This is a genomic window from [Clostridium] scindens, assembly GCF_019597925.1.
GTDB lineage: Bacteria > Bacillota > Clostridia > Lachnospirales > Lachnospiraceae > Clostridium_AP.
Window position 1 is genome coordinate 3190494 of sequence record NZ_CP080442.1, and the last position, 18492, is coordinate 3208985.

Below are 18492 nucleotides of genomic sequence, written 5' to 3' on the forward strand. Positions count from 1 at the left end.
CTTGCCGGTACCCTCTCTTCTATATTATTATGAGATGCCCTTCATCGTAAGCTGGATCCGCTTCTTCTTAAGATCTACGCTTAAGACTTTTACATCAACGATATCTCCTACGCTCACAACCTCAAGCGGGTGCTTGATAAATTTTTTGTCCGTTATCTCGGAGATATGTACCAGGCCGTCCTGATGGACGCCGATGTCTACGAATACGCCAAAGTCGATGACGTTTCTGACGGTTCCCTTTAATACCATTCCTTCCGTCAGATCCTTCATTTCCAGAACATCCGTCCTTAGGATGGGCTTTGGCATCTCATCACGGGGATCCCGGGCTGGTTTTTCCAATTCCTTTACGATATCCTTCAAGGTAATCTCGCCGATCCCCAATTCTTCGGCAAGGGGTTTGTAATTCTTGATGGTAAGAGATAAGCCAGTGAGTTTTCCCCCATCTATATCTTCCGGCTTAAATCCCTGCTTCATAAGCAGTCTTTCGGCTGCCTCATAGGACTCCGGATGCACGCTGGTTCCATCCAGAGGATTGTCCCCTCCTTGGATCCGCATGAATCCGGCACATTGCTCGTAGGCCTTGGGGCCTAGCTTTGCCACTTTCAGAAGCTGCCTGCGGCTGGTAAACCTGCCGTTTTCCTCCCGGTACGCAACGATGTTCTTTGCGATCGCCGCGGATATGCCGGAGATGTAGGCCAATAGAGGGGCGGATGCCGTATTCAGATCAACGCCTACCTTATTTACGCAGTCCTCCACGACGCCAGAGAGGGCCTCGCTCAACTTCTTCTGGTTCATATCATGCTGGTACTGTCCCACGCCTATGGACTTAGGATCAATCTTCACCAGTTCTGCCAGAGGATCCTGGAGACGGCGGGCAATGGAGGTCGCGCTTCTTTGTCCCACGTCGAACTTGGGGAATTCCTCAGAAGCCAGCTTGCTTGCGGAATATACGGAAGCGCCCGCTTCATTTACGATAACGTACTGCACCTTCTGAGGGATCTCTTTAAGCAATTCCACGATGAACATCTCCGATTCCCTGGACGCCGTTCCATTTCCTACAGAAATCAGCGTAATATTATACTTCTTTATAATCTTCTTCAGCAGATCTTTGGACGCCTGGATCTTCTGCGGCGTGGTTGGCGCCGTAGGATAGATGACCGTCGTTCCGATGACTTTTCCGGTAGGATCCACCACCGCCAGCTTGCAGCCAGTGCGGAATGCCGGATCCCATCCAAGAACGGTCTGCCCTACGATCGGAGGCTGCATCAGAAGCTGTTCCAGATTCTTTTTAAATACTTCGATGGCTCCGTCTTCTGCCCTCTCGGTCAGCTCGCTTCGTATCTCCCGTTCAATGGCCGGCGCGATCAGGCGCTTGTAACTGTCTTCCGTTACATCTTTAAGGATCGGCGTTGTATATGGATTCTCTCCATGGATCGTCTTCTTCTGCAGATAGCGTATGATATCTTCTTCCGGCGCTTCAATCTTCACCGTCAGGAACTTTTCCTTCTCTCCCCGGTTCAGCGCAAGAATCCTGTGTCCTGCCAGTCTGCCTACCGGCTCTTCAAAGTCATAATACATCTCATAGACGGATTCTGCCTTCTCATCCTTGGCTGCAGAGATGACTCGTCCTTTCTGCATGGTGATCTTCCTGATCCAGATACGGTAATCTGCCTCATCCGATATGTTTTCGGCAATGATATCTTTTGCGCCTGCAATAGCCTCTTCTACAGTATGTACTTCTTTGTCCGGATTTATGAACTCTTTTGCCAGATCTTCCACCGGCTTGTCAGTCTTTTGAAGGCTGATGATGGCAGCCAGCGGCTCCAGCCCCTTTTCTTTGGCAATCGTGGCTCTCGTCCGCCGCTTCGGCCGATATGGCCGGTATAAGTCTTCCACTACCACCAGGGTTTCTGCTGCCAGTATCTGCTGCTTTAATTCTTCCGTAAGCTTGCCTTGCTCTTCGATGCTGGAAAGTACCTGCTCCTTTTTCTCTTCCAGGTTTCGAAGATACGTCAGTCTCTCATGAAGCCTTCGCAGCTGTTCGTCATCCAGGGTGCCTGTGGCTTCTTTTCTATATCGTGCAATAAATGGGATCGTGTTGCCTTCGTCAATCAGTTTGACGGCGGCATCTACTTGCCATCTCTTTACTCCAAGTTCTTCTGTGATTTTCTGATTAATATCCATGTCATGTATCCTTTCCTGCTAATGATGTAATGCCTGTTGCTGATAATTATAACCGAATTTTCCCTAAACCGCAATGCATGCCTCTTTCAGGACAGTCCTTTATGGCAGGCTATCTTATCTGATTCAGAGAATACCGAGTTCACTCTGTTTTGTTGAAATCCCCTCTCCACTATGATATACTTAAGACAAACTAACAGAGGTACTTCAAAGGGGAATATAAACTATGAATCAGGTAACGCAAGAACTGTCAAAGCAGCAATTGAAGTCAAAAGAAACCAAGGCAAAAATCTTCCGCGCCGCCAAGCATATCCTCCAAAAGCAGGGATATGAGCAGCTTTCTATCAAGAATATCTGCGAAGAGGCCGGCGTTTCCAACGGAAGTTTCTATCACCATTTCAAGACTAAGGATGATCTTCTGTCCTACTATATCGAAGAACAGCCCAGCATCAATCCTGATCTTCTGGATATGCCCCGAAATGCCGCGGAGGCCAAGGCCGCGATCATCCAAGTGTACTTAAATTACGTGCATTACTGTCAGGAATTGGGCGTAGAATTCATGTCCAATTATTATACGCCTAAGAACCAGTCCTTAAACCCATTGATCCGTACGGAAAGGCCCTATCCGATCGTCACGGTCCACAATTATCTGCAAAAAGCCATTGATGCGGACATTATAAAGCCGGATCTGGATCTGGAAGATATCACCACGGATATCCGCATGATCGTCATTGGCAACGTGTTTGAATGGTGCTTAAAAAGCGGCGAGGCAGACTTTGAAGGCAACATGAGGCGCACGCTTAGAATTTATTTAGACGGCCTGTTCTAAAGGCTTCCATAACCATATGTCAGGAGGAAGATTATGTATATATTCATAACCAATCCCAACGCCCGCTCCGGGCTGGGGCATAAGATATGGGATGATATCGAGACCGTTCTGAAAAAACGAGGCGTCACCTACCAGGTATATTTTACAAAATACCAGCAGCACGCCACCAAGATCGTCCGACAGATCACCTCTGACCATGAGCGTCACAATATTATCGTGCTGGGTGGCGATGGAACGGTGAATGAAGTGATCAACGGCATTGACTGCCTGGCAAACGTCACGCTGGGCTATATTCCGATCGGGTCAAGCAACGATTTTGCGCGGGGCTTAGGACTTCCTGCCGACCCTTTGAAGGCGCTTGAAAATATCCTGGCACCCGTCCGCCATCTTGCGATCAATATCGGCGTGCTCGAATACGGGGATAAAAGACGGCGCTTTTCCGTAAGCACTGGACTTGGATTTGACGCGGGGGTTTGTCATGAAGTTATGGTATCCCGTCTGAAAGTCTTTCTAAACAAGATAAAATTGGGGAAACTTTCTTATGCAGGAGTCGCCCTTCACCGCATGATATCCCTTGATCCGAAGGATATGACGGTAATCATGGACGGCACCCGGAAACTGGATTTCCATAAAGTATACTTTGCCACTGCCATGAATCTGGCCTATGAAGGCGGCGGCTTTAAGTTCTGCCCCAAAGCAGACTGCAAGGATGATCTTCTGGATATCATCGTCATCTCAGACATGCCCAAGATCAAGGCGCTTGCGCTTCTCCCCACTGCGTTTAAGGGATGGCACGTATTTTTTAGAGGCATTCACATCTATACCTGCAAAGAGATTGAAATCATCAGCGAAAAGGCGCTGCCCGTACACGCGGACGGAGAGCCCATTTTCCTGCAGAAACGGATAAAGGCATGCCTTGAGCCAGAAAAATTACGCATTATCGGTGCTCCCGAATAAGAATAACGGAGGTTACTGCCATGATATGGCTTATCATCACGATCGCAGTCATCCTGCTCTATCTATTTGCCCTCGCGCCCAGGCTCTCCCGCCGCGATGCCATGCGCGCCTTTTCCGGCACCATGTTCGCCCACAGGGGCTATCACTGCAAGGAGCGAGGCATACCGGAAAATTCTATGAAGGCGTTTCGTGCCGCCATCGCCAGAGGATATGGCATTGAACTGGATCTTCACCTGACAAAAGACGGCCGTCTTGCCGTCTTCCACGACGATACGCTGGAACGCATGTGCAAAAGAACTGAAACGGTGGAAGAACTGACTTCCCTGGAACTGTCTTCCTGCACTCTTTTAGATACGGATGAAACGATCCCCATGTTTGAGGATGTGCTCACTCTTGTAAGAGGCCGGGTTCCCTTGCTGATAGAACTTAAGATTCCAACCGCCTCCCTTCAGATATGCGAAGAAGTCTTAAGACAAATGCGAAACTATCAGGGCCCCTTTCTGATCCAGTCCTTCAACACCATGGGACTTCGCTGGTTCAAGCTTCATGCCACGGATCTGTTAAGAGGCCAGCTTTCATCCAACCTGACCGCCAAAAAGACCCGGGAATCCTGGTTCTTAAAATTCATGGTCAAGTATCTGCTTGCAAACTTCCTTGGCAGGCCTGACTTTATATCTTATAAACTGGCAGACCTCCCTGTGATGAACGTCTGGATATTGAAGCATATCTTCCATACGCCGGTTGCTGTATGGACGCTTAAGACTCCCGAGGCGCTTTTTGACGGGAAAAAGTGCTATGATATTCAGATTTTTGAAAAATCCTATGAAAATTATTAACAAATAATGAACATTATTGTTGATTACCCTTTTTCATGTTATAATCCGTGGTGAACCATGAATATATTTTAACAAGGGGCTTAAAAGGGGAAATCACTATGAAAGCCATAGAAGCAACGAAAAAGATAGTAAAACGCTATAGTCATGCATGGGTGTTCTTATACGCATTCATCTATATGCCATGGTTTCTGTACCTGGAGAGGCGTACCGGAGTCGATTATTATATCATCCACTCGCCGATCGACAATTATATTCCTTTCGTAGAATATTTTATAGTTCCCTATCTATTATGGTTTCTATTTATTGCCGTAACGGTAGGCTACTTTTTCTTTACGGACAAATGGGGTTTCTATCGGCTGTGCGCATTCTTATTCACCGGAATGACGCTTTTCCTGCTGATATGCACGTTCTTCCCGAACGGGCTGAATCTTCGTCCTGTTGTATTTGAAAGAAATAATATTTTTGTTGATCTCGTCAAAACCCTATACAGTACGGATACGCCGACCAACGTGCTGCCAAGCATACACGTATTCAACTCCATCGGCGTCAGCATCGCGATTGCCCACAGCAATGCCTTGAAGAAGCACCGCATGGTACAATGCAGCGCTTACCTGCTGGCTATGCTGATTATAATGTCCACCGTATTCTTGAAGCAGCATTCCGTGACGGACGTTATCGCTGCCATTGCGATGGCATGCATTATCTATCCGTTCGTATACGTGACACAGGAAAAGAAAGCGCCAAAGTTATCACACCAGCCAATCTAACCATTCTATAAGAGGAGGATACCAATTATGAATGCAGAATTCAGTGAAAATCTTATCACAGGCAATGAAATGATAGATTCCCAGCACAAGGAACTAATCGAAAAAATGAACCAGCTTCTGGAAAGCTGCGAGAATGGAAATGACAAGTTAACCGCAGTAAAGACGCTGGACTATCTTGAGGACTACACAGATTACCATTTCAAGGCAGAAGAACAGCTGCAAAGAGATATCGACTATCCGGGCTACGAAAAGCATATTGCGCAGCACGAGATATTCAAGAACACCATCAAGGATTTAGAAGAGATGCTGCAGGAAGAAGAAGGCCCATCCAACGCGTTCGTTGAAAAGGTAGAAGAAAACATTGTAAAATGGTTCTATACCCATATCGAGGGCTTCGACCGTTCCGTTGCTGAATATAAATTCATGCGCGAGAACAATGAGCGTCTGTAGATCCCACTGATACAAATAACCGGCCTCTGTACAGAGGCCGGTTTCTTATATTCCTGCATCCTTTAGTCTTTCTTGATTCCTGCGTAACGGGTATATTTCTCAAACGCAGAAGGCATAGAATATTTCTTCTCGATTTCTTCCGGATGTATGAAAAGAAAATCTTTCTGGTTCGTCTTCTCCAACTCATCTACCATTACTTCATAGCCGGTCATATGCCATTCGATATGGCTGAAGATATGCTTTGCCGTCTCCAGCTTCTTTACACGGATGGGCATTAGGCCGATGGATTTGCTGTATTCTGTTACTTCTTTCATCGTCATGTGGCCAGGCTCGTTCGGGAATTCATACAGTCCTGCAAGAAGTCCCTTAGACGGCCTCTTCTGTATCGCAAGCCTCTGTCCATCCTTAAATAGAAGCACGGTCCGCTTCTCCATCTTCCGGGCTTTCCCCTTGCTCTTTACCGGTATTTCGCAGGTCGTCCCCTGCTTCCTCGCCTCGCATAGATGTGCCACTGGACATTCGCCGCATTTCGGCTCACCGTTAGGCACGCACACGATAGCTCCCAGTTCGATCAGCCCTTGGTTAAAATCGCTGGCTCCATCCGCCGGAATCACCTTCTCCAATGCCTCCTCCATCTTCTTGCGCACGCTCTGCTTCATGATATCCTCCCGGCTTCCCGTAAGCCTGGATACCACGCGGAGCACATTGCCGTCCACCGCTGGCTTGGGGATGCCAAAGGCAAATGCGCTGATAGCCCCAGCCGTATAATTGCCGATTCCTTTTAAAGAACGGATCTCTTCATAAGTATCCGGAAAACGGCCATGATAGTCTATCATGATCTGCTGGGCGGCTTTTTGCATGTTTCTTACCCGGTTATAGTAGCCGAGGCCTTCCCATAGTTTCAGGAGCGTATCTTCTTCTGCCCTTGCAAGTGCCTCTACTGTCGGGAGTTCTCGTAAGAATCTCTCATAATAAGACTTTACCGCCTCCACCCGGGTCTGCTGAAGCATAATCTCAGACACCCACACCCGGTAGGCGTCCGGATTCTTCCTCCACGGAAGATCCCGCTTATGATTGCGGTACCACGCCATAAGAGGCTCTGCCATCTCGTGCAGGATTGGATTCTCAAGCACCACCGGCACCTCTTCGGCAATTTGGATCGCGTCAGGGCTTACCTCGCAGTCATAGGCAACCACGCGGACGCCGTCCCCGGCCGCTTCCCTTAAGGCTTTCGCGAACGCCGGATGGGTATCCGCATTGGGCGTAAAGTAGCGGACATCTCTCATCTGGATGACAAAAAACACATAGGCTTCATAACCTTGCCTTACCGCGGCTTTCAACTCTTCTACATGCTTCACGGCACGTTCGCTTGGGGCATCGGGAAAACGCACTCTTCCCTCTTCTTCCAGCGTCACCCCTTTGACCTCGATCAATATCTTCCGTTCATTCGTCTCTACATACAGGTCTATCCTGGAATTGCCATAAGTATACTCGGGCTTTACCAAAGTTGCTCCTTTGATCAGGCCGCCTTTTTCAATCCATTCCTTAACCACTTGGTTTGGCACCTGGGAATCCATATTTATTAATTTGGTATTCCCCTTTGCATCCTCTTTCTCCACCGCGATCAGATCCCATCTGGTTTTTCTGTCTGGATTATCGGACTCCTGCAGATAAACCCTGGCTCCGGCTTTTAAAAGTTCCGCGCAGCGTCCGGTATTCTTTACATGGACGGTCTCCCTTTTCCCATCTATTTCGATATATGCAATAAACCGGTTGGGCCGTTCCAGGAATATCCCCGGTATGATGCTCTTGTATCTCATCTGTCTTCTCCTTTCACTGCTTCTTGATGCGCCTGCGGCTTCGTTTGTCCCATTCTATCTGCTTCTCTTAATGAAGCCTCCAGCGTATCTTCTACTTTGCCCTGCCTTCCCCAGCCAGTAAAAAAGCCGCTGTTTCTGCCGCCTTTTACAGATTTTATGCATTTCGATACCATAAACTGAGTGCGGAAAACGAACTCCTCGGACTCCATAATCGTAAATGGATGCTCCTCCGTCACTATAATCTGAACATCTCCCTTCCGATATTCTGGATATTTGCCCGAGTATCCCTCGCTTTGCAGACGAGAATCAATGACTCTGCGTTTCGTCTTAATATCTTCATTCTGGCTGCTTCCATAATCCCTCTCATCATATGCTTCCGACGCAGCCTTTAACTTATGCCAGATCAAAACATAAAGTTTCTCACGCTTATGCGAAAGGAGCCTCCGGCTTAGGAAATATTCCACCCTCTTAGAAGGATGCTTGTAGTAAATGCGCAGCAGCCTTACAAATGAGATATCGCCTGCTTCCCTGGCAAGCGCCATCATCCGGTCTATTCCCTCATAGGTGGCCGGATACCTGCCTTCGAGAGACTCCCTGATTGGCGACCACTCCCGAAAAGGTGCGAATTCTATCACTCCCAGCAGTTCCTTTTCCTTTTGGTTCAAGACTGCATCGCCCAGATATTCATATTTATCATAGACCGTCCCTAACATATACACCAGCTGGCGCCACTGCTCTTGTCCCTTTACCCAGAAATGCCCTATCTGATGATATTGATAGCAATGGATACTTTCCTCCATATCGTCAAAATACAGTGTCAGCGCATTCTCGCTTCCCTGTCGAATGCTTAGGACATAGCCCTTGTCATTCACAGCAAGGCTTGCCGACGTCTCAAGGCTTTCCTCTAAAAGGAACTCCCCAACCACCCGGCAGTTCTTAAGAATCAAGTAGCATTCCACTGCATCGTTCATCATATACGGAACATAGTATTCCTTCTCCATTTTCCCTTTACACAGTTCAAAGACCTGGTATTCAAATGTCTCCGCAAGACGGCAGAAGGCTTTCGGTAGCCCTTCTATATCCCCATAGAAATACCGCCTGTCGTTATCTTCTTGCATCATATATTTAATACTTGCTCCCTTTTCTTACCTATCAGTTTGTTAAGAACAGACTCATTATATTACATCCCCGTGTTCTTGCCAACCTGATAGCGATAAAAATAAGCGCCAAAATAATCAGGCGGCATCCCTGCTTTCACAAAGATACCGCCATCACGCCTATATATGAAATTCTTCGAACAGCAGCATTCTATATTCTTGATCCTCCACTGCCCGTTCCAGTTCTTCCAGCCGCTCTGACCGGATCAGCTGCTGGGCCAGCCGGGCCATACGTTCTTCCCCGGACTTCTCTCCTTGTTCTATCCCTTGTTTTAGTCCCTGCTCATGTCCTGCGTTCCAATTACTCTTCATCTGGTGGTGATGGTCCCTGATCGCTTTCTCCCGTGCTTCATATTCCAGCCGCTTCTTCTCGTCTGCGCTAAGATTCGTTAACGCCTCATAGGCCTTACCCAGAAATTTATCCGTCTTTGCTATCATCTCCAAATCCTCCTTCCTCTCTGCATTGATAAAGCGTGCCCATTTTAGTAATTCTGTCTGCGGATATCTATATCTGTCTAATTTGGGCAGTTCCAGTATGTGTACTTCTAATTTATCCGTATACTTCCTATGCCTTTGATCCTCCCAGATATGGAACCTTGAATAAAACTCCTCATCTTCCTGGAACATTACAAAGTCCAGTATTCCTATATGTATGCACTTCTTTAGTACATCGTAATCTTCCCCCTCTTTTATCTGGTCAATATACATTTTTCCCAAATAAAATAGTGACCGCTCCGCCCATAATTCAAAAGGCGCCACCTGCATCTCCATATTAATCTGGATATCTCCATTAAGAAGAACCCGCACATCCAGGATTCCCAGTTTCTCTTCCTGGCTTTCCTTCCTTAGATGGGTAGGAAGCAGTGTAGTCTGGATAATCTCTTCCGGCCTAATTCCAAGCACCGCCGAGATAAACCCTCGCCGCACCTCCGGCTCCTCCATCAATTCCTTAAAGCAGAAGTCTACTTTGGGCTTCATTATAAATTCACTCATCTTACCGCTCCTTTCTCTGTAAGAAAGACGCGGCAAAGGATGTTTGTCCTACTTTCATTATATGGATGTTCCCTGGAATATACAACATCTTTCTTACTCTGTATTTGGTTGTCAATTAGGGATTATTAAGGCCGAAAGGCCATGAATCTCGCCAGATATGGCTTGATAGAATCTATTTTAATACATTGGGCTTTTGTTTGCAATCACCTTTATCTATATACGCAGTTATCACTAATATCTATCACTGCCTTACTTCATCAATATTTTCAATGACGCAATCCCTTTCTTTCATTGAACCATTCTGACGCGCGGGAAGCCGCGCGCCAATGCGCCAAATATCCGGTGCAGCCATCTAACTGGGAGGCCTGATTTTAGGCTGGCAGGCGAAAAACATTGAGTGCTTACTTACAATATGTTATATTAATGAGGATGTCTAACTGGCATCCTCATTCATATTAAAAGCAATGATGCAAAGGAGTATCACAGCATGAGCATATTAACCGTAGACCATCTTTCCCACGGATTCGGAGACCGGGCCATCTTCCAGGACGTCTCCTTCCGCATGCTAAAAGGCGAGCACATTGGCCTGGTCGGCGCAAACGGGGAAGGCAAATCAACATTTTTCAATATCGTAACCGGCAAGTTTGCCCCTGATGCCGGCAAGATCGAGTGGGCCAAGAACGTCCGCGTCGGCTACCTGGACCAGCATACCGTGCTTGAGAAGGGTATGACCATCCGCGATGTGTTAAAATCCGCTTTTTCCTATCTATTTGAGCTGGAGGCGAGGATGAACGATATCTGCGATCAGCTTGGATCAGCAGATGAAGAGACCATGAATAAGCTGATGGAAGAATTGGGCGTCATCCAGGATACCCTGACGATGCATGACTTCTACGTGATCGACGCAAAGGTAGAAGAAGTGGCGCGAGCCTTAGGGCTTCTGGATATCGGCCTTGATAAGGACGTCACCGACTTAAGCGGCGGCCAGAGGACTCGGATCCTGCTTGGGAAGCTGCTGCTCCAGAAGCCTGATATCCTGCTTTTGGATGAGCCTACTAATTATCTGGATGAAGAGCATATCAACTGGCTAAAACGCTATCTTAACGAGTATGAGAACGCCTTCGTCCTGATCTCCCATGATATCCCGTTCCTCAATGATGTCGTCAACATCATCTACCATATGGAGAACCAGGAACTGAACCGGTATGTGGGGGATTATGATGAATTCCAGAAAGTATATGAAGTGAAAAAAGCACAACTGGAGGCCGCTTACAAGCGCCAGCAGCAGGAGATCAGCCAGTTAAAAGACTTCGTGGCCAGGAATAAGGCCCGTGTCTCTACCAGGAATATGGCCATGTCCCGCCAGAAAAAACTGGATAAGATGGATGTCATCGAACTGGCAGCCGACAGGCCAAAGCCTGAATTTCACTTCCGCCTGGGGCGCACGCCGGGAAAATATATCTTTGAGATCAAGGACTTTGTAATCGGATATGACGAGCCGCTCTCAAAGCCGCTCAATCTTTCGCTTGAAAGAGGGCAGAAGATTGCCCTTACCGGCGCCAATGGAATTGGCAAGACCACGTTGATCCGAAGCATCCTGGGCCTGGTGCCTCCTCTTTCCGGCACCTGCGAATTAGGAGAAAATGTATTGCCCGGCTATTTCGAGCAGGAAGGGGATTATAATAACAAGACGACCTGTATTGAAGAAATCTGGCAGGAGTTTCCTTCCTTTAACCAGTATGAAGTCCGCTCCGCCCTTGCCAAATGCGGCCTGACTACCAAGCACATCGAGAGCCAGGTGCGGGTACTGAGCGGAGGCGAGCAGGCGAAGGTCCGCCTGTGCAAGCTGATCAACCGGGATACCAACGTCCTGCTTCTGGACGAGCCGACCAATCACCTGGATGCAGACGCTAAGGATGCCCTGAAAGAGGCCCTTAGGGAATACCGGGGAACCTTGCTTCTCATCTGCCATGAACCTGAATTTTATCAGGACATTGTAAATGAAGTCTGGGACTGCAGCAAATGGACGACCAAGATCGTATAGGATTCTAAAAAACCCGCCGCAAATTAATCAATGGCATTAAGTTAAGAAAAATCTCACATCACATTATCGTGGTGTGGGATTTTTTTATAGAAAAGTATTGACATACCGTTCAAAAAATGCGGCCGCTTTAGCCACTGATTCATTTTAGAGGTAGCTAAAGCGGCCCTTGTAATTAGACAGATGTCTTTTACAAGGAGGAAACCGTATGAATGACATATCACAAAAATTAAAAGAGACCCTGCTTGGGCTTATTAGGAATCAAGATTTATCTGAATGTGTGAGAGCACCTGATAAAGATTTCGCCAGAAACAGGAAACTCCCCTATGAAAAAATGATTCTCTCACTCTTAACAATGGAGGGGACATCGTTAAAGAATGAGTTGTTAAGACAGTTTGGATATCACTGCGACATAGCATCATCCTCTGCATTTGTTCAGCAACGTGAAAAAATACTTCCGGCGGCTATGGAAAAACTGTTTTATAGTTTTGTTGCGGAAACGGATGTACCACTTGGCTTTAAAGGATTTCGTTTGATTGCAGTCGATGGTTCCGACATACAGATGCCGACCAATCTCAATGACGCAGATTCCTTAATTCAAACTTGTGAAGGGCGTAAGCCATACAATCTCCTTCACCTAAACGCTCTGTACGACCTTCAGGCACATACCTATGTTGATGCCATTGTTCAGAAAAAACATGCTAGTAGTGAAAATGGTGCTCTGACAAACATGGTTGATCGTTCTGAAATAACTGGGGATGTAATCCTGATCGCTGACAGGGGGTATGAATCTTATAATAACATGGCGCATATCCAAGAAAAAGGCTGGAAATATCTTATACGGATAAAGGATTTTCAACAATACAATTCAGGAATCCTGCACGGCTTTGAACTTCCCAATCAGGAGGAGTTCGACATAGACATCAACCTTACAGTCACTCGTAAACAAACGAATAAGATCAAAGAACTGCTGAAAGACAAAAACCATTATCGCAAGATTGCCCATAGCAAAACATTTGATTACCTCCCAAAAACCAGCAGGAAAGCCGATCCGGCAGTCATGTATACAATCCCATTTCGCATTGTCCGTTTTCCAGTATCAGAGAATGCATATGAGGTGGTTGTTACAAATCTGGACAAGAAAGATTTCCCATCAGAACTCCTAAAACAACTTTATGCTAAAAGATGGGGAATTGAAACATCATTTCGGGATTTAAAATATACGATTGGTTTATTGCATTTTCACTCAAAAAAAGTGGAGCATATCCTACAAGAAATCTATGCCAGACTTATCATGTATAACTTTTCTGAACTGATTACCTCGCATGTAATCATAGAAAAGAAAAACAGAAAACATGAATACAAAGCCAATTTTTCTGTTGCAGCACACATATGTCGGGAATTTCTATTAGGTATAAATACTCCACCTGATATAGAAGCACTGATTGCCAGATACATAACTCCAATCCGTCCTGGGAGATCCCGTCCAAGGGATATGAAAATCAAGCAGGCAATAAGCTTCATGTACAGAGTAGCATAAATCTTGTAAATTTCATATGCTTTTTTAGGCAAGGAAGCGTTCTTGCCTTTTTATTGAGCAAGATGCTATGCCGATATCTTTAAGTTGTAAAGCGATAAAAAAGAAGCTGCCACGGATTATGTGGTAGCCTCTTCTAAATTTCTTAACTTAATGCCATTGGCAAATTAATGCGGCGGGTTTTCTAACTATTAAAACAAGCTGCATGCATACTTATTGCCTGCCTGGACTGCCGTTACAATCTTTCCATTCAGATTCGCATCTCCAATCTTATGTACCATTGGCCTTCCCATTGCTTTTAATTCATGATAAATATGATCGGCTGGCTTTATTCCTGCTGACAGAATCACATAATCGGCTGGAAATTCTACTTCTTTATCCGCCAGCATATCTTCTGCTTTCAGGACTCCATCTGCAAGTTCCAGAACCTTATGGCTATGCTTTATTACTATACCTTCGCCTTCTGCCCTTGCCATTTCCAGCGCCATCTCCATTGTCGCATCGCCGCCCATGCCGGCGTTTTCCAGGCTTGGCCTCTTGGCAAAGTCGAGAATTACTATATTTTTCCCTTGCTCTTTCAGGTATAGCCCTGTCTCAATTCCAGTAAGTCCGGCGCCAATCACGATGATATCCTTGCCTTCCAGTTTCATTTTTTCTTCCAGAACGTCTCTTGCCTGGAGGACATTCTTCGCGTCAAACCCTTTGACCAGAAACTGGGCCACATTACTTCCCGCCGCGACGACAACCGCATAGGGATCTAACGCCAGTACGGACTCTGTTGTCGCTTCTGTATTAAGCCGAAGATCTACCTCTGATTTTGCCAGCATATTTTCATAATATTTGACAAACCAATCCATTTTTTCCTTATGGGGCGGAACCTTGGCAACATTAATCATTCCGCCAATCTTCCCGCGTTTTTCAAACAATACTGGCTTAAATCCCCGCTCGGCCAATGTCAGCGCAGCCTCGCAGCCTGCCGGGCCTGCACCCACTACTGCAACTACTCTGCCATTTCCGTCTTTTTTAAGTTCTTTCCGGGCCTCTTCTCTTCCTGCATAGGGATTCACGCTGCATCCTGACTGGTCCGGAATGAATCCATAATTCCAGCAATTCATGCAGGATATGCAATAGCGTAGTTCATCCTCTCTCCCCTCAGCGCATTTTTTTACCCATTCGCGTTCTGCGAAGATTCCTCTTCCCATGCCGACCATATCGCATTTCTCATCCTTGATAATCTTATCCACATATTGGGGATGCCGAATATTTCCGGTAGCACAGACGGGAATGGATACTTGTTCTTTTACCTGGCTTGAGGCTGCAACCTTCCAGCCCTCAGCCCTCGTGCCGTCGCCGGACATTACATTTACGCCAGTCAGGCTTCCGCCAGCACTGACGGTAATCATATCTGCACCTGCTTTTTCTATATATGGTGCGAAACTCGCTGCCAATTCCGGGGTAATGCCTCCCTCCTGTCCGTCGAATCCTTGTAGTTTCACAGCCAGAATCATGTCATCGCCGATTGCCTCCCGCAGGATATGCAGCGTCTCCATTGAGAAACGAAGCTGGTTTTCCAGCGTATCTATGCCATATTCATCGGTCCGGTGGTTGAACAGCGGACTTAGAAATTGTGCACCCAGATAATTATGGCACATCTGGTACTCGATTCCGTCTGCCCCTGCCTTTTTAGCCCGAACTGCTGCCTCCTGAAACTGTCTCTGGATTCCTTTAAACTGCTCGACAGTCATCTCGTTGATTGTCGGAGGATTGCCGCCGCTGTAATCTACCTGACCGGGATGCCACAACTGGAATAGAATCTTGGCTCCATTTTTATGAGCCGCATCAGTCAGCCTAGCAAGCCCCGGAATATATTTGTCGTCATTAATTATCGGCTGCATTGGCAGCGTAGATGGCCATGTCGGGTCAATCACCATCGCTCCCGGTATCACGATACCCACCCCGCCCTTTGCGATAGACTCTATGTAAGCAACATCCCGGGAACTAACGGAGCCATCCATTCCTGAATAACATTTTGCCATTGCCAGATAGATGATCCTGTTTTTGACTGTCTGACTTCCAATTTGTATTGGTTCTAAAAATTTGTGTCCCATCTTTTATAATCCCCTTTCCTTACATAATGTATGGTTCCCCAGCGCTCCGTACCGTAATATCGCTGATATTGATACCCCATGGCTGGTTCATCACATATACTACATTGTCAGCCAGGACGGAAGGATCGATGTACACATTTCTGATGCTATCCTGCTCTGTAAGATCCGGACGTCCCGGCATCTCCTGCAAAAGTCCCATCATAGCCAGCGCATTCTGCCCCACCAGGCCAATCGCCGTATCCTGATTGATGATACAATCGAACAGCGGCGTAGTCGGTACTCCCGTAGGCTTCACGCAGGTAACCTTGATCTTTCCATAGGCTTCCTGGCGCAGCGTATCAGATATATATTTTACGGCAACTTTGGATGCCTGATATACACAGCCGCCAATCACAGGATGATTGGAATAAATGGATGAAATGTTAATGATATGCCCCTTCTCCTGCTTGATCATCTGGTCATATACAGCGCTGATTCCATAGACAACGCCCTTAATATTCGTATCAATGCAGTCATCCCAGGCCTTCCAAGCCCTCTTATGGTCTGAGAAGAAACTAAGCGGCATAGTCCCTGCGTTATTCAGCAGAATATCAATCCTGCCATACTTTTCAACCGCCAGTTTGGCAACGGCATCTACTTCATCCTTTTTTGTCATATCCGCGATCCGATATTCAATCTCGCCGCCTAAATCGCGAATGCCTTCTACCGTCTTCTTCAGTTCCTCTTCTTTTCGGTCACAGCAGACAATCTTTCCGCCCATTGCCGCCGTCCGTTCAGCGACCAATTTTCCGAACCCGGTCGCCGCGCCGGTAATAATTATTACCTTATCCTTGATATAATTTTCTTTGATGTAACTTTCCATCATTTGTCCTCCTTCTGAGAATTTTTAATTTGACATGTTTTCTTTTAATCTCAATATAGGACAATTTATCCAACTTTTAAATTTTCAAAAAAATCGGTTTGTGCATTTTTTCACATTTTATAATGAGTATGCAATTTTTCATGATTTTGGTTTCAAATTAAAATCTTCTCTATTATAATTATTGATAAAAGGGGGAAATCATCATGATTGAAAAAAGGACGACAAAGCAAATTCTTGTAGACTCCGTTTTAGATCTACTGTCCAAAAAGCCGATTCAAAAAATAAGCGTTCAGGAAATAGCGGCACACTGCCACGTCAGCACCCGTTCTTTTTATAATCACTTTCTGGATAAACAGGATATTGTTAATTGGATCTATTTAGATAAAGAAAAAGAATTGTTCCGAAACTTCAATAAAGGAACATCTTTACATGATTCATTTTTAAAACTCTTTTCTTTCGTTTATGATAATATGAACATATTTTTAAATATACAGACTTATACAGGCCAAAATAATCTGAGCGAGAATATTATAGAACAGGCGAAGAAAACTATGACAGCCGCAATAAAAGCAAATGAAAACATCACAGAACTTGACGAAGAAACGCAGTTTGCCATAGAATTCTGGCTTAACGGGGTCATAGCCATGACTGCAAAATGGCCAAAATCGCCTGCCCCGCTTCCACCAGCTGATTTTCTACATCTGGTGGAAGTCGCCACGCCTCAAAGGCTAAAGCCATATATCTGCGGGGAGAATGAATAGTCGAAGGGCAGGCGTAAACGTATACCTTCTATCCTTCCGTGATCCCTCTTGGCATCTTTCCAATCCTTGCCCCTCTCCCGTACTTCCTGGCCGCATAGATAAATGCCTCCACATTTGCCTTTGGCGTTCCTATGGGAAGCTGGCAGCCGGTATTGAGAATAAAGCCGGCGGGATTGTCCGCGCATTTTATCAGACATTCCCTGCAGGATTCGATTACCTCGTCTATCGTTCCTTCTTTCATAACATCCACAGGAGGAACATTGCCCGCAATCCGCATCCGGTCTCCTACCGCATCTTTCGCCTCTTTTAGATCTTCGCAGTTGTCAATGCTGAAGGAAAACAGTCCCGCGTCTGCAAGATCTCTCCATATCGGACTTGTCTTGCCGCAGATATGTGCCCCTGGCCTGGAGCCCATGATCTTTTCCGTTCCGTCGATCAATTTTTTGATGTATGGCAGGGAATACTCGTCAAACTGCTTCTTGCTGATGACGTCCATACAGGTCACAGGGTCTGAAAAATTGGTCCCTACCGGTCCAAATTCCCGGTGAAATGCCTCAAACCACTTAAGGGAGCATTCTACCGTAAGATCCAGCAGTTTATGAAGCATCTCGGGATTCTTGCGGGTATCCTTAAGCACCATCTCCACCGGACGAACTGCAATCGCCGTAGAGATTGGCCCGGCCACGCTGGTGGTCATGCTGACATCCGGGAATCTGTCTTTTAGCCGTTTCGCACTTTCAAGGATAGGAGCCAGCACCGGATTCTTGTATGGATCCGTCACTTCCAGCCTCTCAAAGTCCGCATAATCCTTAAGGATATGCTCCTCCACATAATCGATCCCATGTTCCGGCGCCCGAAGTTTTGACCCCAATGCTCCTCCGATCGTCTTAAGTCCCAATCCTACGTTGAAGCTGTCCAGGCCAAACTCTTCTTTTCTCCTTCGTATGACTTCGCTCTTTACTTCAAAGTCTTTGGCAAACTGGGTGGTGGTAAACCCGAATATATCTGCCATAGCCGGATCCGGCGCCTGCAAGGTATAAGGAATATAATCCACCTCTTCCCCCGCATTATATGCCTTCATCCGCTCCGCTGCCGTCATCTCATCCTTCTGGCCATCCATTAGCCGCTTTAACTCATCATACTCCATCTTCTGATCTCCTTTATCTGTCCCGGCCATGCACACAGCCGGAAGT

General features: G+C 46.5%; 15 protein-coding genes. 8 read left to right on the forward strand and 7 right to left on the reverse strand.

Going from position 1 to position 18492, the window contains the following annotated elements:
* Nucleotides 1–27 precede the first annotated feature (27 nt).
* Nucleotides 28–2184: a Tex family protein gene (locus K0036_RS15230; RefSeq protein WP_025642331.1), complete on the reverse strand. Its 2157-nt coding sequence runs from the start codon at nucleotides 2182–2184 to the stop codon at nucleotides 28–30.
* A gap of 223 nt (nucleotides 2185–2407) precedes the next feature.
* Between K0036_RS15230 and K0036_RS15235 the strand changes: the two genes are divergently transcribed.
* The 5 genes from K0036_RS15235 (at nucleotide 2408) to K0036_RS15255 (ending at nucleotide 6020) form a co-directional block, all read left to right on the forward strand.
* Entirely contained in the window at nucleotides 2408–3010 is a 603-nt protein-coding gene (locus K0036_RS15235) for a TetR/AcrR family transcriptional regulator (RefSeq protein WP_220430111.1), read from the forward strand.
* Nucleotides 3011–3043: 33 nt separating this feature from the next.
* Nucleotides 3044–3967, forward strand: coding sequence for a diacylglycerol/lipid kinase family protein (locus tag K0036_RS15240; protein WP_025642327.1), 924 nt, complete (start codon nucleotides 3044–3046; stop codon nucleotides 3965–3967).
* 20 nt (nucleotides 3968–3987) lie between these two features.
* Entirely contained in the window at nucleotides 3988–4803 is an 816-nt protein-coding gene (locus tag K0036_RS15245) for a glycerophosphodiester phosphodiesterase (RefSeq protein ID WP_044955195.1), read from the forward strand.
* Nucleotides 4804–4901: 98 nt separating this feature from the next.
* Nucleotides 4902–5570, forward strand: a complete 669-nt coding sequence (locus K0036_RS15250; protein WP_173694435.1) for a phosphatase PAP2 family protein — start codon at nucleotides 4902–4904, stop codon at nucleotides 5568–5570.
* A 27-nt stretch (nucleotides 5571–5597) separates the two neighbouring features.
* Nucleotides 5598–6020, forward strand: a complete 423-nt coding sequence (locus K0036_RS15255; RefSeq protein WP_220430112.1) for a bacteriohemerythrin — start codon at nucleotides 5598–5600, stop codon at nucleotides 6018–6020.
* Between the two features lie 62 nt (nucleotides 6021–6082).
* Here the strand turns inward: K0036_RS15255 and mutY are convergent, their stop codons facing one another.
* The 3 genes from mutY to K0036_RS15270 all read right to left on the reverse strand — a co-directional run bounded on the left by mutY (nucleotide 6083) and on the right by K0036_RS15270 (nucleotide 9990).
* Entirely contained in the window at nucleotides 6083–7840 is a 1758-nt protein-coding gene (gene mutY, locus K0036_RS15260; RefSeq protein WP_173694436.1) for an A/G-specific adenine glycosylase, read from the reverse strand.
* Nucleotides 7837–8961 (reverse strand): DUF3878 family protein, encoded by a 1125-nt coding sequence (locus tag K0036_RS15265; protein WP_259283321.1) that lies wholly within the window; start codon nucleotides 8959–8961, stop codon nucleotides 7837–7839. Before K0036_RS15265 ends, mutY begins: the two co-directional genes overlap by 4 nt.
* A gap of 156 nt (nucleotides 8962–9117) precedes the next feature.
* Nucleotides 9118–9990: an Rpn family recombination-promoting nuclease/putative transposase gene (locus tag K0036_RS15270; RefSeq protein ID WP_025642315.1), complete on the reverse strand. Its 873-nt coding sequence runs from the start codon at nucleotides 9988–9990 to the stop codon at nucleotides 9118–9120.
* A 487-nt stretch (nucleotides 9991–10477) separates the two neighbouring features.
* Between K0036_RS15270 and K0036_RS15275 the strand changes: the two genes are divergently transcribed.
* The gene (locus K0036_RS15275) at nucleotides 10478–12034 is read left to right on the forward strand and encodes an ABC-F family ATP-binding cassette domain-containing protein (protein WP_220430113.1); all 1557 of its coding nucleotides are present in this window, start codon (nucleotides 10478–10480) and stop codon (nucleotides 12032–12034) included.
* Between the two features lie 205 nt (nucleotides 12035–12239).
* On the forward strand, nucleotides 12240–13571 hold the full coding sequence (locus K0036_RS15280; RefSeq protein WP_220430114.1) for an IS4 family transposase: 1332 nt from the start codon (nucleotides 12240–12242) through the stop codon (nucleotides 13569–13571).
* A gap of 188 nt (nucleotides 13572–13759) precedes the next feature.
* On the opposite strand, the gene K0036_RS15285 is transcribed toward K0036_RS15280, so the two are convergent.
* Both K0036_RS15285 and K0036_RS15290 read right to left on the reverse strand, forming a co-directional pair.
* Nucleotides 13760–15676 (reverse strand): FAD-dependent oxidoreductase, encoded by a 1917-nt coding sequence (locus K0036_RS15285; RefSeq protein WP_220430115.1) that lies wholly within the window; start codon nucleotides 15674–15676, stop codon nucleotides 13760–13762.
* A 19-nt stretch (nucleotides 15677–15695) separates the two neighbouring features.
* Nucleotides 15696–16541, reverse strand: coding sequence for an SDR family oxidoreductase (locus tag K0036_RS15290; protein WP_220430116.1), 846 nt, complete (start codon nucleotides 16539–16541; stop codon nucleotides 15696–15698).
* Nucleotides 16542–16741: 200 nt separating this feature from the next.
* Here K0036_RS15290 and K0036_RS15295 point away from each other — a divergent pair, with 200 nt between their 5' ends.
* The gene (locus tag K0036_RS15295; RefSeq protein WP_025642308.1) at nucleotides 16742–17299 is read left to right on the forward strand and encodes a TetR/AcrR family transcriptional regulator C-terminal domain-containing protein; all 558 of its coding nucleotides are present in this window, start codon (nucleotides 16742–16744) and stop codon (nucleotides 17297–17299) included.
* Nucleotides 17300–17327: 28 nt separating this feature from the next.
* On the opposite strand, the gene K0036_RS15300 is transcribed toward K0036_RS15295, so the two are convergent.
* Nucleotides 17328–18446, reverse strand: a complete 1119-nt coding sequence (locus tag K0036_RS15300) for a uroporphyrinogen decarboxylase family protein (protein WP_259283322.1) — start codon at nucleotides 18444–18446, stop codon at nucleotides 17328–17330.
* Nucleotides 18447–18492: the final 46 nt, after the last annotated feature.